This is a genomic window from Burkholderia sp. IMCC1007 (genome assembly GCF_027257875.1).
In the GTDB taxonomy this organism is placed as follows: Bacteria; Pseudomonadota; Gammaproteobacteria; order Burkholderiales; family Burkholderiaceae; genus Burkholderia.
The window spans coordinates 30,673-50,457 of sequence record NZ_JAPVQY010000038.1; the positions used below are offsets into that span (position 1 = coordinate 30,673).

Sequence of the window (19,785 nt, forward strand, 5' to 3'; positions counted from 1 at the left end):
ACAGCGCGCCGACTGAATGTGGGCGGCAGATATCCACATGGATTCATCCCCGTTTCGTCGAGACGGTGCTCGCTCTCGACGTTCATGTGCGTATCCGGGGCGCCTCTCGTCCACAATGCGTATGGCACCTGGACCCGACATCTCCCACCCGCAAACGCTGGAAACGCCGATGAATTTCGCGGTGAGCGCGTTAGCACGCGCACGCAGGCCGATCAGCTTGTGGATAGCTCGATCGAGAGCAACTCCAAACGCTGTGAATTTCGATGGTGAGCTGTCGCACGCGATCTCAGTACGATGCCGATCTAGGTGTGGATAGCCCGATCCGCGGCAACTCGAAATGCTGTGAATTTGAATGGTGAGCTGTCGCACGCGATCTCAGGACGATGCCGATCTAGGTGTGGATAGCCCGATCCACGGCAACTCGAAATGCTGTGAATTTGAATGGTGAGCGCTGGCATCCGGTTGCAGAGCGCGCCGATTGCGGGGGATGGATCGCCCCCTCCACATCCACTCGAAATGCTGTGCATTTCAATGGTGAGCATCAAGCGCTCGATCGAACAAGACGGGCCGATTCGAGCGTGGACAGGCACGCACGTCGAGCGGCCCGATGCGTCGCGAATCCCACCGTCAGCCGCGCTGGAGCGGGCTCCCGGCCGAACATGCGTTCACACTCACCCATGAAATGCACAGCGTGCCGAGTCGCTTCGGAAGCCGAATATCCCCATCGGACGGAACACGCATTCGCGACTGCGGTTAGAATGCGCGGCGCTTCGCGCGGTGCGAACGTAGAGGAAGCGGACGCTCGGTTCGAGCAGGCACTTACGCTCACCGCTGAAATACACGGCGCATCGAGTCGCGTTCGGGACCGGATATCCACACCACGACATCCGCCCAAACCTATCGCGAAGCCGCACGAGCCGTTAGAATGCGCGGCGCTCCGAATTCTCGCGCCACGCGCGGAAAGCCGCGCGGAACAAGCCCCGCGGGCAATCGGACATCAGCACTCACCGTCCGAAAGCACAGCGTTTTTCGTCGTTGTGCGAGCCAGTTGTCCACACCCCTGCCTCGTATCCGGCTGCATACGGTTACTCTCACCTGTCGAACGCGCAGCGTGTCGAGTGGTTTCGATGCCGGGTTATCCACAACCGACATTGCGCAGGGATTCGCTGCCGGCGCATCGGCCGGGTCGATTTCCGCGCCTGCCCATGATGCTCACCCGACGCCGGAACGCCCCGCCGATTCTGCCTCCGGGCAGGCGCTCACCATTCGGATTCACAGCATTTCGATTGAGCGGCAAGGCCGGTTGTCCACATCCGCCCTGCAACGGCCGATCAAGCGAGGCGGCCGCCGCGAACGCCGTCACTCCGCAATCGACCGGATGACCCGCGCCGGGTTGCCGCCGACGAGCGTATCGGGCGGAACGTCGCGGGTCACGACGGAGCCCGCGGCGATCACCGAATTCTCGCCGACCGTCACACCGCCGACGATCGTCGCGCCCGCGCCGATCCACGCGTTTGTTCCGATCACGATCGGCCGGGCCACGACGAAGTCGCGCCGGCGCGAAGGTTCGACCGGATGCCCCGACGTGATGAGACTGACGTTCGGCCCGATCATCACGTCGTCGCCGATGTCGAGGCCGCCGAGATCGTAGAACGTGCAATTCTGGTTGACGAAGACGTTGCGACCGATCCGGGTATCGGCGCCGCCTGTCGCGTAGAACGGCGGGATCAACAGAAACCCGTCGTCCACCGGCTTGCCGATCAGTTCACCGAACAATCGACGGACTTCATCCGCATCGCCGAAGCTCAGGCGGTTGAGCCGCGCGGTGATGGCCATCGTCCGCTTGAGGTCGGCACGCATCGCCGCGGACTCCGGGGTTCTTCTGGGAATGATTCTGGTGCGATCGTCGTTCGCCATTCGTGGCCCTTGTCCGTATGCAATCGAATCGGCATTCGGCGCATGATCGCAGCGCGTGATTGACCGCGCGCGATCGCGTCGCTTCGGGTTCGACTTCGATGATCGGGGAGCCGAGTGTGCGGCGGCCCGGCTTCCGCGTTTCGTGGCAGATCGACGGGCTTCGCCGATTGCTCGTGCGCTCGATTGCGACACGATGGCAACGTCGGCGGGACACGGTAGAGCGGCTCGCTTCGCGCAGCCCCAAGCGGATGATTCATGACTAGTTGACTTATAACTAGTTTCGCTATGACATACCGTGCAGACTGGCTTTGCGCGCGATTCGCGGTCCATCCACTTGCCCTGCCGCGCCTTCGCCCTGCCGTTCGCCCCTCTGTCCGAACCTCGCCCGCTCGGGTACGCTTGAGCATCCACCGAACCGACACGCACATCAGACGCGGAGGCGCGATGAAGCTCTACTACTGGCCGAAAACCCGGGCATTCCGGGCGCTGTGGATGCTGGAGGAAATCGGCGCCGTCTACGAGCTCGTGCCGATCGATCTGCGGTCGCATGAACAGGGCAGCGACGCGTTCGTCCAGGTCAATCCGATGGCCAAGCTGCCCGCGCTCGACGACGGCAGCGAACCGTTCGCCGAATCCGGCGCCGTGCTGCTCTATCTCGCCGATTGCTGTCCGGGCGCCAAGCTCGGCATCGCGCCCGACGACCCGCTGCGCGGCCGCTTCCTGCAGTGGATGTTCTTCACGCCCAGCTGCCTCGAGCCCGCGATGGCCGAGAAATTCACCGGCGCGTCGGGCAATCCGGTCGCGTTCGGCTGGGGCAACATCACGCGCGTGCAGCGTGCGCTCGCGCAGACGCTTGCCCATAGCCGCTGGCTCGTCGGCGACCGCTTCACCGCGGCCGACCTGCTGCTCGCCAGCACGCTGAAGATCGCGTTCGACGCGCACCTGCTGCCGCACGAAGGCGTGCTCGGCGACTATGTCGCGCGCGCCGAGGACCGCGACGGCTATCGCCGCGCGCTCGCCGTCGAGCACCGCGAAGCGGCGCGCCTGCTGCATGCGTGACGCGTGAATCGCGCGGCATTCGGGTGCGGCAGTCGCGCCCGATTGCCGGCGCGCCGCCGTGCCCGGCGCCAGCGTCATGCCGCGGGCCCGCTCGCCTGCGCCGCCGCGCCGGCGTCGACCACCGCGCCCGGCGAACCGCGTTCGTCGGTATCGGCATCGACCGGCACGATCTCGTGAAAATGCGTGTAGTCGATGTGCGTGATGCCGCCTTCATCGTGCATCAGGTCGACATAACGGTGGCCCCAGCGGATCTCCGCATGCGCCCATGAGTGGCGTGCCTGCATGACCTGCGAGGTCGTCTCGTCGGAGCCTTCGATCGTGATCAGCAGCGACGCGTCGCGCGCGGCGAGCGATTCGGGCGTCTCGCCGAACAGCGGGCTCGTGTCGTCGATCACGTGCATCAGGTTCCAGCCGAGCAGGAAAATCGGATGCTCGCTGCGCACGAGCGGCAGGTCGTGGATCTTGCGCAGCGTATAGCCCTCGTGCGTGCCTTCGACACGCATCAGCCGCAGCTTCGCCTGCGCTTCGGCGATCACGTTCTGGCGCGCATTCGCGGCGCGCACCATCAGCGTCATCCGCCCGTTCAGCGGCCGCACGATCGCGTAGCGCGCGAACAGGATCTTCGCCTGCGGCCGCGAAAACCGCGCGAACACGAGGCCGGTCGCCATCGCGATGCCCGACATCCCGATGAAGATCTCGAACGTCGCGACGAGGTGCGCGTAGACGGTCTGCGGATGCATGTCGCCATAGCCGACGGTGGCGAGCGTCTCGACGCTGAAGAAGAACGCACCGCCGAACCCGGCCGGCGACTGGTTCGCGATCGGCGCATGGCCGAGCAGGTAGAGCGCCGCGAAGCCGCCGTTGAGCAGCAGGAACAGCACCGCGAGCGACAGGAAGAACACGGGCCAGCTCACCGTCAGCGCGCGGTGATAGAGGTCGCGCCAGCCGAGCGGCGGCATCCCGTATGCGATCACGGGGCGGGTGCCCGACCAGATCTTGCGGCCGCGGCCACGGGCAGCCGGGGAGGACGGATCGACATTCATCGCGCGATGCCTGAAGCAGGGAGGCGATGAGCGTAGCACGCGCGACGGCGGCCGGGAATGCGCGCCGATGCGTAGCCGTCATCGGCGGCGCAGCGTTGAAAGAAACCGGCCGCGTCAGCGGCCGGCTTCGGGATCGTCCGGCCCGCACGCGCAGGCGTGGGGCGCCTGGCGCTTACTTCCGGTCGACGATCACGCGGTCGAACGTGCCGCCATCGGCGAAGTGGGTCTTCTGCGCGTTCGCCCAGCTGCCGAAAACCTGCTCGACGCTGAACGTCTTCAGCGGCTTGAACTCCGCCGCATGCTTCTTCAGCACGTTCGCGTCGCGCGGGCGCAGATGGTGCTGCGCGATGAGCTCCTGCGCCTGCGGCGTGTACAGGTAGTCGAGATACGCCTGCGCGACCTTGCGCGTGCCCTTCTTGTCGGCGACCTTGTCGACCACGGCCACCGGCGGCTCCGCGAGAATGCTCGCCGACGGATACACGGCGTCGAATTCCGCGCCCGACGCGCCCGTGTCCATCAGCGCGACTTCGTTCTCGAACGTGACGAGCACGTCGCCGATGCCGCGCTGCGTGAAGGTCGTCGTCGCGCCGCGGCCGCCGGAGTCGAGCACCGGCACGTTGCGGAAGATCGCCTTCTCGAAGTCGAGCGCCTGCTGGTCGGTCGCACCCTTCTGCTTCTGGTAGCCCCACGCGGCAAGATACGCATAGCGGCCGTTACCCGATGTCTTCGGGTTCGCGATGATCACCTGCACGCCCGGCTTCGCGAGATCGCTCCAGTCCTTGATCGCCTTCGGGTTGCCCTTGCGCACGAGGAACACCATCGTCGTCGAGTACGGCGAGCTGTTGTCGGGAAAGCGCGCGCGCCAGTCCTTCGGCAGCAGCTGGCCGCGCTCGGCGAGCAGGTCGATGTCGTTCGGCTGGTTCATCGTGACGACGTCGGCCTGCAGGCCCTGCAGCACCGACAGCGCCTGTGCGCTCGACGCGCCGTGCGACTGCTTGATCGTCACCGTTTCGCCGGTCTGCTGCTTGTAGGCGGCGGCAAAGCTCGTGTTGATGTCCTTGTACAGCTCGCGCGTCACGTCGTACGACACGTTCAGGATCGACGTGTCCGCGTGCGCGGCCGTCGCCGCCACGACCAGCGCCGCCGCCGTGCCCGTGTGCAGCCAGCGGCCGATCCCCTTGATGCTTGCCATCGCGATATGCCCCGTTTCCAGTGGTGGTGAATGTGCGTGACGGCACGCGTACGCGCTGTCATCGAAACGTAAGCAGGCATTCTAGCGGCCGGGCGCGGCGCGCTTTCCAATCTGTCGTGCAAAGCAAATCTCGAATCCTGCTAAGCGGCGCGCGCCGCTCGCGCATGCACCGGATCCGGTGTTAAGATCCCCGCTCAGCCCTTTTTCCCGGTCCATCCATGTCCGCTGCCCTGCGTTCGCTCCCGATCCTCGCCGCCGTCGCGGCAGGTGCGCGCGCGGCCGGGCTGAAACTCAAAAAACGACGCCTCGACTGACGGGGACGTCGCGTCCCGTCAGGCGAATGCCGGACGGGATGCCCGCAGGTCGTTTTCTTTCTCCTTGCTCGCACGCCTCGATCCGGCACTCCGCCGGCGGAACGGTTCCTTCCCACTCCGTTTCCACCATGAGGTTTTGCATGCACACACGTTTCGAAGGTATCTGGCTGCCGCTCATCACGCCGTTCCACCACGGCGAAGTCGATCACGGCGCACTCGCGCGACTCGCCCGTCACTATGCGGCCGCGGGCATCGCGGGCTTCGTCGCGGGCGCGACGACCGGTGAAGGCGTGCTGCTCGACGCCCGCGAACAGGACGCCGTGTTCGCGACGCTGCGCGACGCGGTGCCCGCGCTGCCGATCGTCGTCGGGCTCACCGCGAGCGCGACGCATGTCGCGGCCGCGCGTGCGCGCGAACTGGCCGCGCTGCGGCCCGACGGGCTGCTCGTCACGCCGCCCGTCTACGTGCGGCCGACGCAGGACGGCATTCGCCGCCACGTCGAGGCGATCGTCGATGCGGCCGATTTGCCGGTGCTCGTCTACAACATCCCGTACCGCACCGGCGTGAACGTCGAACTGGAAACGCTGCAGGCGCTCGCGTGCGATTCGCGCGTCGCGGGCATCAAGGAATGCGGCGGCACGCTCGAGCGGATGAGCCGGCTCGTGCACGACACGCCGCTCGCGATCCTGTCCGGCGACGACAACCAGAACTTCGCCGCGCTGTGCGCCGGCGCGCACGGTGCGATCGCGAGCAGCGCGCACGTGCTGCCGGAATGGCACGTGCGTATCCATGCGCTGCTGCGCGACGATCGGCTGGCCGATGCGCGACGGCTGTCGGTCGCACTGCAGCCGCTGGTTGCCGCGCTGTTCGCGGAGCCGAACCCGGCGCCGGTGAAGGCGGTGCTGGCTGCGCAGGGATGGTGCGAGGATGGACTGCGGCTGCCGTTCGTGCCGGCGAGCGATGCGTTGCGGGACAGGCTCGCCCGACTCTGCGCCGCACTCGACGCATCGGCACCGGCTAGCGCGACGGCCTAGCGCTTCGCTCCCGAAACTGTTTCAGACTGTCACGATTCGGGACTCGCGATACTGCGCAAGGTGGCTGTCGGCCGTAACGAGCAGCAACGGTTCGCACCACGCCTGCGCGACGAGCAGCCGGTCGAACGGGTCGCCATGATGATGCGGCAGATGACGCACGGCAGCGCCGTGCGTGGCCCGAACCGGCAGCTCGCGGTACTTGCTGGTCTTCAGTTGGGCGACCAGCCGGTCCACATCGACGTCCAGCTTTCCCTTCCCGGCCTTGATCGCGACTTCCCAGATGCTCGCGCTGCTGATGAACACGGTATCGGCAGCGGTGATCAGTCTGCGCGCGCGAACGCTCAGTTTCGGATCATCGCCCCACATCCAGAGAAAGATGTGTGTATCGACCAGCAACCGCATTATTTCCCTTCGAACTCAGCCAGCTCTTCGGCGGACAGCGGCGCATCGAAATCGTCGGCAATCCATATCTCTCCCTTGAGGGCACCAAACTGATGAATCGGCTCGAGCGGTACGAGCCTGACCGACTGCTTGCCGGCCTGCGTGATCACGACGCGTTCGCCGGCAATCGCGGCATCGAGAAGGCGCTGGAGATCGAGCGTGGCTTCGGGAACGGTGGCAACTTGCATGATGGGCTCCATTGAGTGACCCACTATTTTTACGACATTCGCCCGATTGCTCCAATAGACCGAACGTCCAGCCGATCGCGGATTCGCCGCGCTTGCGGCCCCGGAATCAAGCCGCAACGGTCCCCACCGTCGCGTCCTGCACCGCCTGCGTGACGATCCGCGCGAGCCGCTCGACGCTCGGCGTGATCGACGACGTGCGCCGCAGCAGCATCAGCGGCAGGCTGGGCAGCGCCGGCAGCCCGAACGACGCCGCATCGATCACCCGCACCGACGCCGGCAGCCCGTAGTGCGAGCGCACCGTCAGCCCGAGGCCGGCCGACGCCGCGGCCCACAGTCCGGCCAGGCTCGGCGTCGTGAACGCGACGCGCCACGGCATGCCCGCGCGATCGAGCGCGTCGGTCGCCGCGCCGAAGAACCGGCACGGGCGGTCGAACACGACGAGCGGCAGCGGCTCGCCCGACACACGCACGGCACGCATGCCCGCGTCGCGGTCGTCCGCCGCATCCGCGTGGCCGCCGCGGTCCGGCATGTCGAAGCTGCCCGCGCTCACCGCCGCGATCCATTGCATCGGCACCTGCGCGATCACGTCGCTGTCGACACCGGCCCGCGAGATCAGCGCCGCGGACGCCGGGTCGCCCCACACGAGCGCGAGGTCGAGCTGGTTCGCGTCGAGCCGGTCGAGCAGGTCGGCATTGCGTGCGACGCGCGCCTCGATCCTCACCTTCGGATGCGCACGCGCGAAACGCCCGAGCACGTCGGGCAGGATCGCCTCGCCGAAATCCTCCTGCAGGCCGACCCGCACCCAGCCGTCCAGATTCACGCCGCGCACGGCCGCGGCCGCCTCGTCGTTCAACTCGATCATCCGCCGCGCATAGCGCAGCATCGCGTCGCCGGCGTCGGTCAGCGCGAGCCCGCGCCCCGCCTTCACGAACAGCGGCGTGCCGGCCTGCTCCTCGAGCTTGCGAATCTGCGCGCTGACCGCCGACGACGAACGCGCAACCCGATCGGCCGCCCTCGCGAAGCTCCCGAGATCCACGCCCGCAACCAGGCTGCGCAACGCCGCCACGTCGAAGTTCGGCCGGCGCAGCGCGGCGTCAGGCGCTGCGGCGCCGTGGGCATGGTGTTGTCCGGACATCTCGATCATCCCGTTTTATCGAACGATTCATCAAAAACTTTCCGATTTTCAGGATGAATGTAGGTCGCCACACTGGCGATGTCAATTTCCACCGGACTCCGTCGCCATGGACACCTCCTGCCTCGACTCCCCGTCCCCGACCGCCCGCAATGCGCGCGGCCCGGCCCATCGCTGGCGCGTGCTCGCGGCCGGCGTCGCCGCGAACATGAGCTTTTCCGCCGCCGCGGCCGGCATCCCGACCACGGCCGTCTGGATGCGCTCGGCCTATCACCTCGACAACGGTGCGCTCGGCCTCGTGCTGGGCGCGCTCGGCTTCGGCGTCGCGCTGTCCGAGCTGCCGTGGGGGATGGCCGCCGACCGCTTCGGCGACCGCCGCGTGCTGCTTACCGGCCTCGTCGCAACCGCCGCGATGCTGGCGCTGATGGTCGCCACGATCGTCCCGACCGCGGATGCCGTGCCGCCGCTCGTGCGCATCGTCGCCGCGATGTGCTGCGTCGGCCTGCTCGGCGGCAGCGTGAACGGGTCGAGCGGACGCGCGGTGATGCGCTGGTTCGGCGAACGCGAACGCGGGCTCGCGATGAGCATCCGCCAGACGGCCGTGCCGCTCGGCGGCGGCGTCGGCGCGGCGCTGCTGCCGTCGCTCGCGTCGCATGCGGGCTTCGCCGCGGTGTATGGCGCGCTGATGCTGCTGTGCGCCGGATCGGCCGCGCTGACGTGGCGCTGGCTGCACGAGCCGCCTGCCGCGTCGGCCGCAGCGCAGCCCGTGCGCGTCGCCGCGAACCGCGCTGTCGCACCGCAACCGCCGGCGCGGCACGCACGCAATCCCGCACGCAATCCGCTGGCAAGCGGCGCCGTCTGGCGCATCGTGCTCGGCATCGGTGCGCTGTGCGCGCCGCAGTTCGCGGTGCTCACGTTCGCGACCGTGTTCCTGCACGATTTCGGCCGGCTCGGCCTCGCGGGCATCAGCATGGCGATGGTCACGCTGAAACTCGGCGCGATGGCGATGCGCGTATGGAGCGGTCGCCATACCGACCGGCACGGCAACCGGCGCGCGTACCTGCGCGGCTCCGTATGCGTGGCGGCCGGCTCGTTCGCACTGCTCGCGGCCGCCACGGCCGGCAGCCCGCACGTGCCGCTTGCCGCGATCGTCGCGATCCTGGTGTTCGCCGGCATCTGCGTGTCGGCATGGCACGGCGTCGCGTACACCGAACTCGCGACGCTCGCGGGCGCCGACCACGCGGGCACCGCGCTCGGGATGGCCAACACGATCGTGTATCTCGGGCTGTTCGCGACGCCGCTCGCAATTCCGCCACTGCTTGCCGTGAGTTCGTGGAGCGTGGTCTGGCTCGCGACTGCGTTGATCGCGGGCGCGACCTATCCGCTCTTTGCGCGATAGCGAATGTCCGATAGCGACCGCACGGGCTGCGCGAACGTCGCGGCAGCCGCCGGCCGCGGCGTTCATGCATCGTCAGCCGGTCGCCCCGTCACACCGCCTCCCGCGCGAGCGCGCGCCGCGCGGCCGGCCGTTCGGCCTCGCGCCGCGCATGCGCGCTCCATGCGGGATGCTTCGTCATGTCGAACCCGATCGCGACGCCCCAGCGATACAGCACGAGCAGGAACGGATCGACGATCGAATGGCCGCCCGGCTCGGCCCATGTGCGGCCGTCAGCGAGCGCAGCTTCGATCGTCGCGTTCGCCGCATCGATCAGCCCGCGCCCATGCTCGCTGATCGCGCCGTGCAGCGCCGGATCGCCGATGAAGCGCCCCGGCCGCCACAACGTGCCGTAGCCGACGCCGTGTACCCAGCCGACCAGCCACGCGAGCCATTCATGGCAGCGCGCCTCGCGCAGCGCATCGCCGAGCGGCAGCAGCTGCGCGTCCGGATACCGCCGCGCGAGATACGTGAGGATCGCGGGCGTTTCGGTCAGCACGCGCGGCTCGCCCGGAATCGCGAGCACCGGCACGCGCCCCTTCGGGTTGATCGCGAGATAGCGTGCGTCGAGGTTCTGCTGCTCGCGCACGGAGACGATCTCGACGTCGAACGGCGCGCCGGTTTCCTCGAGTGCGATGTGGGCGGCGAGCGAACATGCGCCCGGCGAAAGATAGAGTCGATATGCGTTCATGATGGCGTTGCCCCACGGGCCTGTTGGAAGACGGAACCGAGTGTAGGAACGCAGCGGCCCTCGCCACAAACGATGAATTGTCGTGCTCGGGCATGAGTGATACTAATGCCAGATGCGACGCATCCATCTCCCCCCGCTGCAGACGCTGCGAGCGTTCGAAGCCGCCGTGCGGCTGCAGAGCTTCACGCGTGCCGCCGACGAACTCGCGCTCACGCAAGGCGCGGTCAGCCAGCACATCCGCACGCTCGAAGCGCAGCTCGGCTATCCGTTGTTCACGCGCGAGCGCAACGGCGCCGCGCCCACGCATGCCGCGCACGCACTCGTGCTGCAGGTGCGTCAGGGCCTGAGCGTGCTCGAACGCGCATTCGAGCCGACGCTTGCCGCGCGCAATCGTCCGCGCACCTGCGACGTCACGCTGAACGTGAGCGTGCTGCCGAGCGTCGCCGAGCGCTGGCTCGTGCCGCGCCTGCCGCGTTTCGCGGCCGCGCATCCGCACATCGCGATCGTGCTGCATCCGGACGCGGCGCTCGCGCCGCTGCGCAAGCGCGACCGCATCGACGTCGCGCTGCGCTACGGGCCCGGCACGTGGCCCGGCGTCGTCGCCGAGAAGCTGATGAACGAGACGGTCTTCCCGGTCGCGAGCCCCGCGTACCGCAATCGCGACGGGATCGCGCCGCGCACGCCCGCCGATCTCGTGCGCGCGACGCTGCTGCGCCATCCCGCGCAGCCGTGGGAGCCGTGGTTCCAGGCCGCGCGGCTCGACCTCACCGAGTCCTCGCGCGCACCGCGCTTCACCGATGCGAACGCGCTGATCGACGCGACGCTGAAAGGTCGCGGCGTCGCGCTCGCGCGCCGTTCGCTGATCGAGCCCGAACTCGCGGCCGGCACGCTCGTGCGCATCTCGACGGTGCGCGTGACCGACGTGTACGCGCATTACGTGGTGTGGCGCCCCGGTCATCCGCACGAAGCGGCGATCCGCACGTGGCTCGACTGGCTGCGCAGCGAAGTGCGGCGCAGGACCCCGCGCCGCTGACGCGCGCTCAGGCGCGCGCGAGCATCGCCACCTTGTCGAGCGTGATCGGCAGGTCGCGCACGCGCACGCCCGTCGCGTGATAAACCGCATTGGCGATCGCGGCCGGCACGCCGGTGATCCCGATCTCGCCGATGCCGCGAATGCCGAGCGGATTGAAGTTCGTGTCGCGTTCGTCGACGAAGCTCACGTCGAGATCGCCGATATCCGCGTTCACGGGCACGTGATATTCCGCGAGGTTCGCGTTCGTGAAGCGGCCATGCCGCACGTCCAGAAACGAGCCCTCCTCGAGCGCGGTGCCGAGCCCCCAGACCATCCCGCCGATCAACTGGCTGCGTGCGGTCTTCGCATTCAGCAGGCTGCCGACGCTGTACGCGCCGACGATGCGCGGCACGCGGATCGTGCCGAGCTCGGCATCGACGTGCACTTCGGCGAACACCGCGCCGAACGAATGCGACGCGTAGCGCGACTTCTCGTCGCCCGGCTTCGTCGTCGCCTGCGCTTCGATCGGCCGGCCGCCCGCGCGTGCGATCACCGCGGCGGCCGGATCGCGCCGCGACGGCTTGCCGCGATGCACGACCCAGCCGCTCTCGACCGACACGTCGTCCATCGCGGCGCCGTGCAACGGCGACCCCGGATCGGCGATCGCCAGCGCGACCAGTTTCGCGCGCGCCTGCGACGCGGCCTCGCGCACGGCCGGCGCGACGCTCGCGGCCGACTGCGAGCCGCCCGATACCGGCGCAGCCGGCAGGCTCGAATCGCCGAGCACGAAGCGCACGTTCTGCGGCGCGAAGCCCAGCGCGTCGGCGGCGACCTGCGTCATCACCGTGTAGGTGCCCGTACCGATATCCTGCGTGCCCGACGCGACTTCGGCCGTGCCGTCGGCAAGAATGCGCGCGCGCGCCGATGCCTCGCTGCGGTTCGCCGGATACGTCGCGGCCGCCATGCCGAGGCCGATCAGCGTATCGCCGTCGCGCATCGTGCGCGGCGCGGCGGTGCGCCGCGACCAGCCGAAGCGCTGCGCGCCGACGCGGTAGCACTCGCGCAGCTTGTTGCTCGACCACGGCTTGCCGTCCTCCGGGTCGACCTCCGCATAATTCGCGAGCCGCAGCGCGACCGGGTCGATGCCGAGCCGCCACGCGAGTTCGTCCATCGCCGATTCGAGCGCGAACGAACCGGACGCTTCACCGGGCGCGCGCATGAACGTCGGCGTGCCGACGTTCAGCGCGACGATCCGGTGCGTGGTCGCCAGGTTCGGCACCGCATACATCATCCGCGCCGGCATCCCGCACGTTTCCGTCCAGTCCTCGAACGTCGACGTGGTGACGATCGAGTCGTGGCGCATCGCCGTCAGCGTGCCGTCGCGGCGGGCGGCCAGCATCACGCGCTGCTCGGTGAACGGCCGCCCGCCGACCGGGCCGAACATCTGCGGCCGCGTCAGCACGAGCCGCACCGGGCGCCCCACCTGCTTCGCCGCCATCGCGCACAGCGACACGTGCGACCACGACGATCCCTTGCAGCCGAAGCCGCCGCCGAGGAACGGCGAAATCACGCGTACCCGTTCCGGCGCGATGCCGAACACCGCGGCCACCGCCGTTTTCGAACCCGACACGCCCTGCGTCGCATCGTGCAGCGTGAGCGTCGGGCCATCCCAGCGGGCCATCGTCGCGTGCGGCTCGATCGGGTTGTGGTGCTGCATCGGCGTCGTGTAGGTTGCGTCGATGCGCACCGCGCCGTCGCGCACGCCTGCCTCGACGTCGCCGCGCAGCGTGTCCATCTCACGCCCCTGCTGCTTGGGCGGCACGCGCGCGCCGCCCTTCTCGCGCGCGAAATCCAGTGCGGCGTGCTGCTCGCGATAGCGCACGTGCACGGCATTCGCGGCGTCGGTCGCCTGTTCGAGCGTTTCGGCGACGACGACCGCGACGGGCTCGTTGTTGTAGCGCACCACGTCCTCCTGCAGCAGCGTGAGCCGGCGCCCGGCGGGCGGCGACAGCGGCGGGCGGCCGCCGTGGGGCAGCCGGATCGCATTCTCGTAAGTCATCACGAGCAGCACGCCGGGCATCGCGCGTGCGCGCGCCGTGTCGATCGATTCGATGCGCGCCGATGCGACCGTGCTCGTGACGAGCACCGCATGCGCGAGCCGCGCATCGGCGAATTCGGCCGCATAGCGCGCGCCGCCCGTCACCTTCAGTACGCCGTCGACACGATCGAGCGGCTGTCCGGTCACCGTGTTCATGCCGTCTCTCCCGTCGTGCCCGCGGCCGTTTTCACCGCGCGGACGATCGCGCGCTGCGCGAGCGCGACCTTGAATCCATTGCCGTCGAGCGGCCGCGCATCGTGCAACGCAAGCGCGGCGGCCTCGCGAATCGCCGCATCGGTCGGCGCGCGGCCCGCGAGATGCCGTTCCGCGGCCGTCGCACGCCACGGCTTGTGCGCGACGCCGCCGAGCGCGATCCGCGCATCCGCCACACGCGCGCCTTCCATGCGCAACGCCGCCGCCACGGCCACCAGCGCGAACGCGTAGCTCGCGCGATCGCGCACCTTCAGATAGTGCGCATGGTCGGCAAAGCGCGGCGGCGGCAAGTCCACCGCGGTGATCAGTTCGCCCGGTTCGAGCGTCGTGTCGAGATCGGGCCGCTCGCCCGGCAGCCGGTGAAACGACGCGAACGGAATCTGCCGTGTGCCGCGCGGGCCGCTCACCTGCACGACGGCATCGAGGGCCGCGAGCGCGACGCTCATGTCCGACGGGTTCACCGCCACGCACTGCGCACTCGCGCCGAGAATCGCGTGCATCCGGTTATGGCCGCCGATCGCCGCACAGCCGCTGCCCGGCTCGCGCTTGTTGCATTGCGTGAACGCGGGATCGTAGAAATACGGGCAGCGCGTGCGTTGCATCAGGTTGCCGCCGACGGTCGCCATGTTGCGCAATTGCGCGGACGCGCCGGCGAGCAGCGCCTGCGACAGCAGCGGATAGTCCGCGCGGACGCGCGGATGATCGGCGGCATCGCTGTTACGCACCAGCGCACCGATGCGCAGCCCGCCGCCGGGGAGCGCATCGACCGCGTCGAGGCCCGCGATGCGCGTGATGTCGATGAGCGCGACGGGCCGCGCGACGCCGCCCTTCATCAGGTCCAGCAGGTTCGTGCCGCCGCCGATGAAAGCGGCGCCCGGGCGCTGCGCCGCGCGCACGGCACCCGCGACGTCGGCGGCGCGTTCGTAGGAGATCGCTTCCATTGCGGTGCCCTCCTGCGCCTAGCTGCGGGTCGCGTGCGCGGCGCGCACCGCGGCGACGATGTTCGGGTACGCACCGCAGCGACACAGGTTGCCGCTCATGCGTTCGCGAATCTCGTCGTCCGACAGTTGCGCGGGACGATGCCGCACGTCGGCGGTCGCGGCGCTCGCCGCACCGGCCGCGAATTCGTCGAGCAGCGCCGTTGCGGAACACAGCTGGCCGGACGTGCAATAGCCGCACTGGAATGCATCGTGATCGACGAACGCACGCTGCATCGCGCTCGGCACGCCATCGCGCGCCAGCCCTTCGACGGTCGTGATCCGCTGGCCCTCGTGCATCACGGCGAGGGTCAGGCATGCGTTGATGCGCCGCCCGTCGACGAGCACCGTGCATGCGCCGCACTGTCCGCGGTCGCAGCCCTTCTTCGTGCCCGTGAGCCCCGCGTATTCGCGCAGCGCATCGAGCAGCGTGACGCGCGGTTCGAGGTGCAACGCGTATTCGCGCCCGTTGATGTCGAGGCGCACAGGCTGCGCCGGTACCGCGTCGCGGTGCGGGGCAGCCGCAGGCGATGCCGCGGGCGCCTGCGCATGAACGTGCGGCGCCGCGCTCACCGTCGCGGCCGCCGCCGCGGATTGCAGGAAACGGCGCCGCGCGGCACTCGACGGCGTATCGTGCGACAACGGCAGCGCCGCTGGATGGCCGCGCCCGGGCGGCGACGCAACGGCGTCGCGCGCGGGCTCGGCGGATGGGGGAATGGGTCGATCGCTGGACATGAGTTCCGCTCGCTGCATGGTTGAGGGACGCAGATGTGCCGCCCGTGCCCGGATCACCGCGCGGAACGGCATGCATATCGGCGCAACGAGCAATTCCGGTGCCGCGCGCGGTGCCGCTGCCAATGGGGGACGGCAAGCGGCCGGCATCCGAGCCTGTGTTGCGGCTTATGGCGCTACGCTGGCGCATGGCTGACGCGCGGCTGTCGAAGCGGCAAGAAACACCGGTGTCCGGCGCGGCCTTTCGATACATCGGCCGCCGATTACCGATTTCGGCCGCGGTGCCGCGCACGGTGCGCGCATCGCAGCGCCCATTCGCCGCATTGCACACGCGTGTAAATGCGTGCGGCATCTGCATCCGCGGGAAAATTGCGCCCGCGATACCGGCGCCGCGCGCGAAAGCGATTGGTCAGGTTTGCGAAAGCATTTTGCGATCACGTCGAGGTCGCAAACGATTCACTGAAACGTCGCACGGCATCGGCATACTCGGAAACGTTTCCCATCACCCTGCCTGGAGAGAAGTCATGCATCGCGTTGCCCTCGCCGTCGTACTGTGTGCCGCTGTCGTCACCGCCGCCTGCAGCGACGACGCATCGCACGACGCGCACCCGGCCGACGCGTCGCAACAGGCCCACGCACCGTCCGGCTCCGCGAGCGCGTTCAACAACGATGCAGGCGCGAACGCCGCCGCGTCCGATGCCGCACCGCTCGCACCGCCCGTCATTCACTACCCGCCCGATGACGACGACGCGAAGTCCGCGCCGGCCGCGGCCGCGCCCGGCGTCGCGTCGTCGCCGCACTGATCCGCGTTCCAGCCCCGTCCCTGTCCCCCGATCGCAGAACCGACGTGAAATAACATGACGTCATCCAGCCGCCGCCGTTTCCTGCACACCGTCGCACAGTCAGCGGGCGCCGCGTGCTGCATGCGGGCTTCGACCTGACGGCGACGAACGGCAGGTACGCGTTCCCGGTGTATGGCCCGAACGGTTTCGTGCGGATGTTCTCGGGCAACGTGTCGGCCGCGACCGCGCGCAGCCGCAACCAGGCGCAGCCCGGTCAGATCGGTATCGGCCCGGCATCAGATCGCGTATGCGAGCGCGCGATCGACGAGCGTGGCGTCGAAGTTTTCGTCCGCTTCGCGAAAGCGCAGCGGCGCCGCGCAATGCACCAGCGTGTCGACGAAGTATTTGGCGCGCGGCCAGGGCCCGAAGCCGGCCGCGGTATTGATGTGTCCCGCATCGCCGAGGTTCACGAACGCGCTGCCGAGCTGGTGCGCGAGCGTGCGCGCATCGGCGAGCGGCATCCACGGATCGGTTTCGCTGCCGATCACGATCGACGGCACCGCAAGCCGGCGCGCGTCGAACGGCCCGGCGAACGTGAATTTCTTCGGACTGGCGGGGGCGACGAGCAGCACGCCCGCGACATCGGCCACCTGCGGCCATTGCGCGAGCGCATGCGCGGCCGCGAGGCAGCCGAAGCTGTGCGCGGCGAGCACGAACGGGCCGCGCTCGCGCTCGAGCAGCGCACGGACGGACTGCGCCCAGCCCGCGAGGTCGGGCGCATCCCAGTCGGCCTGCTCGACCCGCAGCGCGCGCGGGAATTGCCGCTCCAGCCAGGTCTGCCAGTGAGCGCCTTCGCTGCCGTGCAGGCCCGGAACGGTCACGAGCCGCGGCGGCCACGCCGATTTGCTGCATGCGCGCATGATTGCCCTCGCTTGCGTTGCTTGGTGACGATTGGAGACGAGCTTCGATTGTGGCGCGCCGCGCACGGCCGCCGAACCAATTTTTTGTGCTTTGCTTTTGCACGGGCCGCCGCGCGCCGGGCCCGTGTGGCGCTGCTGCGGCGGCATGACGGCGCAACGCGCCGCGAGACCGTAGAATGTGGGCTTCCCGCTTGCCACGCATCGGATCGGGCCGGGCGCTGCCGCGCCGGTGCCGATCGACAGGAGACGCCCGATGTCCGCTACGCCCGCCGGCGCGCTGCGCCCTTTCCATCTCGCCTTTCCCGTGTCGAGCCTCGTCGACGCGCGCGCGTTCTACGGCGGCCTGCTCGGATGCCCCGAAGGCCGCAGCTCCGAGCACTGGGTCGACTTCGACTTCTTCGGGCACCAGCTCGTCGCGCACCTCGCGCCGGACCAGACCGGCGCCAGCGCGGTCAATCCGGTCGATGGCGATGACGTGCCCGTGCGCCACTTCGGCGTCGTGCTGTCGATGGACGAGTGGCATGCGCTCGCCGAAAAACTGCGGGCCGCGCACACGCGCTTCGTGATCGAGCCGCACATCCGCTTCAAGGGCGAGGTCGGCGAGCAGGCAACCATGTTCTTCCTCGATCCGTGCGGCAATGCACTGGAGTTCAAGGCATTCGCCGACATCGGCCAGCTGTTCGCGAAGTAAGCGCATGAAGATCCTGTTCCATTCGCCGCACCAGGAAGCCGCCGCGTGGCGCGACGCGATCGCGCACGCATTGCCCGAAGCCGAGTTGCGCGCGTGGCAGCCGGGCGACACCGCCCCCGCCGATTACGCGCTGGTATGGCGCGCGCCGCGCGAGTTCTTCACGCCGCGCGACGGATTGCGCGCGATCTTCAACCTCGGCGCGGGCGTCGACGCGCTGCTCGCGCTCGAGCGCGACCATCCCGGCACGCTGCCGCGCGACGTGCCGCTGGTGCGCCTCGAGGATTCCGGCATGGCGCAGCAGATGATCGAATACGTCGCGCATGCCGTGCTGCGCTACCTGCGCCGCTTCGACGAATACGAAACGCTGCAGCGCGAGCGCCGCTGGCAGCCACTTGCGCCGCATCCGCGTGCGGGCTTCACCGTCGCCGTGCTCGGCCTCGGCGTGCTCGGCGCGCAGGTCGCGCAGGGGCTCGCGGCGCTCGGCCTGCCGGTGCGCGGCTACAGCCGCAGCCCGAAGCAGCTCGACGGGATCGAAACCTTCGCGGGCGACGGCGCGCTCGACGCGTGCATCGACGGCGCGAAGGTGCTCGTGAATCTGCTGCCGAGCACGGCCGATACCGATGGCATCCTGTCGGCGCGCACCTTCGCGCGGCTCGCACCGGGTGCGTACGTCATCAACGTCGCGCGCGGCGCGCATCTCGTCGAAGCCGACCTGCTCGACGCGCTCGCGAGCGGCCAGCTCGCCGCCGCGACGCTCGACGTGTTCCGGCACGAGCCGCTGCCGGCCGAGCATCCGTTCTGGCACGCACCGCGCATCACGATCACCCCGCACAGCTCCGCCGAGACGCTGCGCGACGAAGCCGTCGAACAGATCGCCGGCAAGATCCGCGCGCTGGCGCGCGGCGAGCGCGTCGGCGGTGTCGTCGACTACGCGCGCGGCTACTGAATTCGCCCTACATGACACCGGAGACAACCATGACATTCCCCACCGCCGTCAAGATCGTCGAAGTCGGCCCGCGCGACGGGCTGCAGAATGAAAAGACCTTCGTGCCGACCGATGTGAAGATCGCGCTCGTCGATCGCCTGTCGCAAGCCGGCTTCCGCAATATCGAGGCCGCGTCGTTCGTGTCGCCGAAATGGGTGCCGCAGATGGCCGACGGCGCCGACGTGATGGCCGGCATCGAGCGTCGCGCGGGCACCGTCTATTCGGTGCTCACGCCGAACCTGAAGGGTGTCGAGAACGCGCTCGCCGCGCGCGCCGACGAAGTGGTGATCTTCGGTGCGGCGAGCGAAGCGTTCTCGCAGCGGAACATCAACTGCAGCATCGCCGAGAGCATCGCGCGCTTCGAGCCGGTCGCGAAGGCCGCGAAGGATGCCGGCGTGCGGCTGCGCGGCAGCGTGTCGTGCACGCTCGGCTGCCCGTACCAGGGCGAGGTGCCCGTCGCATCGGTGGTCGACGTCGTCGAACGGTTCGCCGCGCTCGGCTGCGACGAGATCGACATCGCCGACACGATCGGCGTCGGCACGCCGAAGCGCACGCGCGAAGTGCTGTCCGCCGTCACGCGCGTGTTCCCGCGCGAACGGCTGTCGGGCCACTTCCACGACACCTACGGCCAGGCGCTCGCGAACATCTATGCGGCGCTGTTCGAAGGGATCGAGATCTTCCACGCATCGGTGGCCGGCCTCGGCGGCTGCCCGTATGCGAAGGGCGCGACCGGCAACGTCGCGACCGAGGACGTGCTGTACCTGATGCAGGGCCTCGGCATCGAGACCGGCATCGATCTCGCACAGGTCGTCGCCGCCGGCGACTTCATCTCGAACGCGATCGGCCGCGCGAACGTGTCGCGCGCCGGTCGCGCGCTGCTCGCCAAGGCCCAGAGCGCGGCCGACGCGGCGAGCTGCGTCTGACACCGA

Annotated in this window: 19 protein-coding genes and 1 pseudogene; 9 read left to right on the forward strand and 11 right to left on the reverse strand. The window is 69.1% G+C overall.

Annotated elements, in window-relative coordinates; translation table 11 throughout:
- Positions 1-1,359 precede the first annotated feature (1,359 nt).
- On the reverse strand, positions 1,360-1,917 hold the full coding sequence (locus O1Q03_RS26830) for a sugar O-acetyltransferase (RefSeq protein ID WP_269507110.1): 558 nt from the start codon (positions 1,915-1,917) through the stop codon (positions 1,360-1,362).
- Between the two features lie 444 nt (positions 1,918-2,361).
- Here O1Q03_RS26830 and O1Q03_RS26835 point away from each other — a divergent pair, with 444 nt between their 5' ends.
- Complete coding sequence (locus tag O1Q03_RS26835) at positions 2,362-2,976, forward strand: glutathione S-transferase family protein (protein ID WP_269507056.1); 615 nt, start codon at positions 2,362-2,364, stop codon at positions 2,974-2,976.
- A gap of 74 nt (positions 2,977-3,050) precedes the next feature.
- Here the strand turns inward: O1Q03_RS26835 and O1Q03_RS26840 are convergent, their stop codons facing one another.
- Both O1Q03_RS26840 and O1Q03_RS26845 read right to left on the reverse strand, forming a co-directional pair.
- On the reverse strand, positions 3,051-4,019 hold the full coding sequence (locus tag O1Q03_RS26840) for an ion channel (RefSeq protein ID WP_269507057.1): 969 nt from the start codon (positions 4,017-4,019) through the stop codon (positions 3,051-3,053).
- Positions 4,020-4,191: 172 nt separating this feature from the next.
- Complete coding sequence (locus tag O1Q03_RS26845; protein ID WP_269507058.1) at positions 4,192-5,211, reverse strand: sulfate ABC transporter substrate-binding protein; 1,020 nt, start codon at positions 5,209-5,211, stop codon at positions 4,192-4,194.
- Between the two features lie 454 nt (positions 5,212-5,665).
- On the opposite strand from O1Q03_RS26845, the gene dapA reads away from it, so the two are divergent.
- Complete coding sequence (gene dapA / locus O1Q03_RS26850; RefSeq protein ID WP_269507059.1) at positions 5,666-6,559, forward strand: 4-hydroxy-tetrahydrodipicolinate synthase; 894 nt, start codon at positions 5,666-5,668, stop codon at positions 6,557-6,559.
- A 21-nt stretch (positions 6,560-6,580) separates the two neighbouring features.
- Here dapA and O1Q03_RS26855 read toward each other — a convergent pair whose 3' ends face one another.
- The 3 genes from O1Q03_RS26855 to O1Q03_RS26865 all read right to left on the reverse strand — a co-directional run bounded on the left by O1Q03_RS26855 (position 6,581) and on the right by O1Q03_RS26865 (position 8,323).
- A complete protein-coding gene (locus O1Q03_RS26855) occupies positions 6,581-6,961 on the reverse strand; it encodes a type II toxin-antitoxin system VapC family toxin (protein ID WP_269507060.1) in 381 nt (126 codons plus the stop codon).
- Entirely contained in the window at positions 6,961-7,188 is a 228-nt protein-coding gene (locus O1Q03_RS26860; RefSeq protein ID WP_442865855.1) for a type II toxin-antitoxin system Phd/YefM family antitoxin, read from the reverse strand. The genes O1Q03_RS26855 and O1Q03_RS26860 overlap by 1 nt, the downstream gene beginning before the upstream one ends.
- Positions 7,189-7,294: 106 nt before the next feature.
- The gene (locus tag O1Q03_RS26865; RefSeq protein WP_269507112.1) at positions 7,295-8,323 is read right to left on the reverse strand and encodes a LysR substrate-binding domain-containing protein; all 1,029 of its coding nucleotides are present in this window, start codon (positions 8,321-8,323) and stop codon (positions 7,295-7,297) included.
- Between the two features lie 106 nt (positions 8,324-8,429).
- Between O1Q03_RS26865 and O1Q03_RS26870 the strand changes: the two genes are divergently transcribed.
- The gene (locus tag O1Q03_RS26870) at positions 8,430-9,719 is read left to right on the forward strand and encodes an MFS transporter (protein WP_269507062.1); all 1,290 of its coding nucleotides are present in this window, start codon (positions 8,430-8,432) and stop codon (positions 9,717-9,719) included.
- A gap of 88 nt (positions 9,720-9,807) precedes the next feature.
- Here the strand turns inward: O1Q03_RS26870 and O1Q03_RS26875 are convergent, their stop codons facing one another.
- Positions 9,808-10,446 (reverse strand): glutathione S-transferase family protein, encoded by a 639-nt coding sequence (locus O1Q03_RS26875; RefSeq protein ID WP_269507063.1) that lies wholly within the window; start codon positions 10,444-10,446, stop codon positions 9,808-9,810.
- A gap of 112 nt (positions 10,447-10,558) precedes the next feature.
- Here O1Q03_RS26875 and O1Q03_RS26880 point away from each other — a divergent pair, with 112 nt between their 5' ends.
- Entirely contained in the window at positions 10,559-11,479 is a 921-nt protein-coding gene (locus O1Q03_RS26880) for a LysR substrate-binding domain-containing protein (protein ID WP_269507064.1), read from the forward strand.
- Positions 11,480-11,486: 7 nt separating this feature from the next.
- On the opposite strand, the gene O1Q03_RS26885 is transcribed toward O1Q03_RS26880, so the two are convergent.
- The 3 genes from O1Q03_RS26885 to O1Q03_RS26895 are packed head-to-tail and all read right to left on the reverse strand — an operon-like array spanning position 11,487 to position 15,481.
- Positions 11,487-13,712 carry a xanthine dehydrogenase family protein molybdopterin-binding subunit gene (locus tag O1Q03_RS26885; RefSeq protein ID WP_269507065.1) on the reverse strand — a complete coding sequence of 742 codons (2,226 nt, stop codon included), beginning with the start codon at positions 13,710-13,712 and terminating at the stop codon, positions 11,487-11,489.
- A complete protein-coding gene (locus O1Q03_RS26890; RefSeq protein ID WP_269507066.1) occupies positions 13,709-14,710 on the reverse strand; it encodes an FAD binding domain-containing protein in 1,002 nt (333 codons plus the stop codon). The genes O1Q03_RS26885 and O1Q03_RS26890 overlap by 4 nt, the downstream gene beginning before the upstream one ends.
- An 18-nt stretch (positions 14,711-14,728) precedes the next feature.
- Entirely contained in the window at positions 14,729-15,481 is a 753-nt protein-coding gene (locus O1Q03_RS26895; RefSeq protein ID WP_269507068.1) for a (2Fe-2S)-binding protein, read from the reverse strand.
- 521 nt (positions 15,482-16,002) lie between these two features.
- On the opposite strand from O1Q03_RS26895, the gene O1Q03_RS26900 reads away from it, so the two are divergent.
- Positions 16,003-16,281: a hypothetical protein gene (locus O1Q03_RS26900; RefSeq protein WP_269507069.1), complete on the forward strand. Its 279-nt coding sequence runs from the start codon at positions 16,003-16,005 to the stop codon at positions 16,279-16,281.
- A gap of 89 nt (positions 16,282-16,370) precedes the next feature.
- A pseudogene (locus tag O1Q03_RS26905) lies at positions 16,371-16,532 on the forward strand (phospholipase domain-containing protein); the annotation flags it as partial.
- 24 nt (positions 16,533-16,556) lie between these two features.
- Here the strand turns inward: O1Q03_RS26905 and O1Q03_RS26910 are convergent.
- The gene (locus tag O1Q03_RS26910) at positions 16,557-17,180 is read right to left on the reverse strand and encodes an RBBP9/YdeN family alpha/beta hydrolase (RefSeq protein ID WP_269507070.1); all 624 of its coding nucleotides are present in this window, start codon (positions 17,178-17,180) and stop codon (positions 16,557-16,559) included.
- Positions 17,181-17,433: 253 nt separating this feature from the next.
- Here O1Q03_RS26910 and O1Q03_RS26915 point away from each other — a divergent pair, with 253 nt between their 5' ends.
- The 3 genes from O1Q03_RS26915 to O1Q03_RS26925 are packed head-to-tail and all read left to right on the forward strand — an operon-like array spanning position 17,434 to position 19,779.
- Positions 17,434-17,871, forward strand: coding sequence for a VOC family protein (locus O1Q03_RS26915; RefSeq protein ID WP_269507071.1), 438 nt, complete (start codon positions 17,434-17,436; stop codon positions 17,869-17,871).
- A 4-nt stretch (positions 17,872-17,875) separates the two neighbouring features.
- Entirely contained in the window at positions 17,876-18,817 is a 942-nt protein-coding gene (locus tag O1Q03_RS26920; protein WP_269507072.1) for a 2-hydroxyacid dehydrogenase, read from the forward strand.
- A 29-nt stretch (positions 18,818-18,846) separates the two neighbouring features.
- Positions 18,847-19,779, forward strand: coding sequence for a hydroxymethylglutaryl-CoA lyase (locus tag O1Q03_RS26925; protein WP_269507074.1), 933 nt, complete (start codon positions 18,847-18,849; stop codon positions 19,777-19,779).
- Positions 19,780-19,785: the final 6 nt, after the last annotated feature.

What these genes read in the sequence shown, in the direction of transcription:
- O1Q03_RS26830 (WP_269507110.1), bottom strand. Translation starts at nt 1,917, where the DNA reads ATGGCGAACGACGATCGCACCAGAATCATTCCCAGAAGAACCCCGGAG.
- O1Q03_RS26835 (WP_269507056.1), top strand. Translation starts at nt 2,362, where the DNA reads ATGAAGCTCTACTACTGGCCGAAAACCCGGGCATTCCGGGCGCTGTGG.
- O1Q03_RS26840 (WP_269507057.1), bottom strand. Translation starts at nt 4,019, where the DNA reads ATGAATGTCGATCCGTCCTCCCCGGCTGCCCGTGGCCGCGGCCGCAAG.
- O1Q03_RS26845 (WP_269507058.1), bottom strand. Translation starts at nt 5,211, where the DNA reads ATGGCAAGCATCAAGGGGATCGGCCGCTGGCTGCACACGGGCACGGCG.
- dapA (WP_269507059.1), top strand. Translation starts at nt 5,666, where the DNA reads ATGCACACACGTTTCGAAGGTATCTGGCTGCCGCTCATCACGCCGTTC.
- O1Q03_RS26855 (WP_269507060.1), bottom strand. Translation starts at nt 6,961, where the DNA reads ATGCGGTTGCTGGTCGATACACACATCTTTCTCTGGATGTGGGGCGAT.
- O1Q03_RS26860 (WP_442865855.1), bottom strand. Translation starts at nt 7,188, where the DNA reads ATGCAAGTTGCCACCGTTCCCGAAGCCACGCTCGATCTCCAGCGCCTT.
- O1Q03_RS26865 (WP_269507112.1), bottom strand. Translation starts at nt 8,323, where the DNA reads ATGTCCGGACAACACCATGCCCACGGCGCCGCAGCGCCTGACGCCGCG.
- O1Q03_RS26870 (WP_269507062.1), top strand. Translation starts at nt 8,430, where the DNA reads ATGGACACCTCCTGCCTCGACTCCCCGTCCCCGACCGCCCGCAATGCG.
- O1Q03_RS26875 (WP_269507063.1), bottom strand. Translation starts at nt 10,446, where the DNA reads ATGAACGCATATCGACTCTATCTTTCGCCGGGCGCATGTTCGCTCGCC.
- O1Q03_RS26880 (WP_269507064.1), top strand. Translation starts at nt 10,559, where the DNA reads ATGCGACGCATCCATCTCCCCCCGCTGCAGACGCTGCGAGCGTTCGAA.
- O1Q03_RS26885 (WP_269507065.1), bottom strand. Translation starts at nt 13,712, where the DNA reads ATGAACACGGTGACCGGACAGCCGCTCGATCGTGTCGACGGCGTACTG.
- O1Q03_RS26890 (WP_269507066.1), bottom strand. Translation starts at nt 14,710, where the DNA reads ATGGAAGCGATCTCCTACGAACGCGCCGCCGACGTCGCGGGTGCCGTG.
- O1Q03_RS26895 (WP_269507068.1), bottom strand. Translation starts at nt 15,481, where the DNA reads ATGTCCAGCGATCGACCCATTCCCCCATCCGCCGAGCCCGCGCGCGAC.
- O1Q03_RS26900 (WP_269507069.1), top strand. Translation starts at nt 16,003, where the DNA reads ATGCATCGCGTTGCCCTCGCCGTCGTACTGTGTGCCGCTGTCGTCACC.
- O1Q03_RS26910 (WP_269507070.1), bottom strand. Translation starts at nt 17,180, where the DNA reads ATGCGCGCATGCAGCAAATCGGCGTGGCCGCCGCGGCTCGTGACCGTT.
- O1Q03_RS26915 (WP_269507071.1), top strand. Translation starts at nt 17,434, where the DNA reads ATGTCCGCTACGCCCGCCGGCGCGCTGCGCCCTTTCCATCTCGCCTTT.
- O1Q03_RS26920 (WP_269507072.1), top strand. Translation starts at nt 17,876, where the DNA reads ATGAAGATCCTGTTCCATTCGCCGCACCAGGAAGCCGCCGCGTGGCGC.
- O1Q03_RS26925 (WP_269507074.1), top strand. Translation starts at nt 18,847, where the DNA reads ATGACATTCCCCACCGCCGTCAAGATCGTCGAAGTCGGCCCGCGCGAC.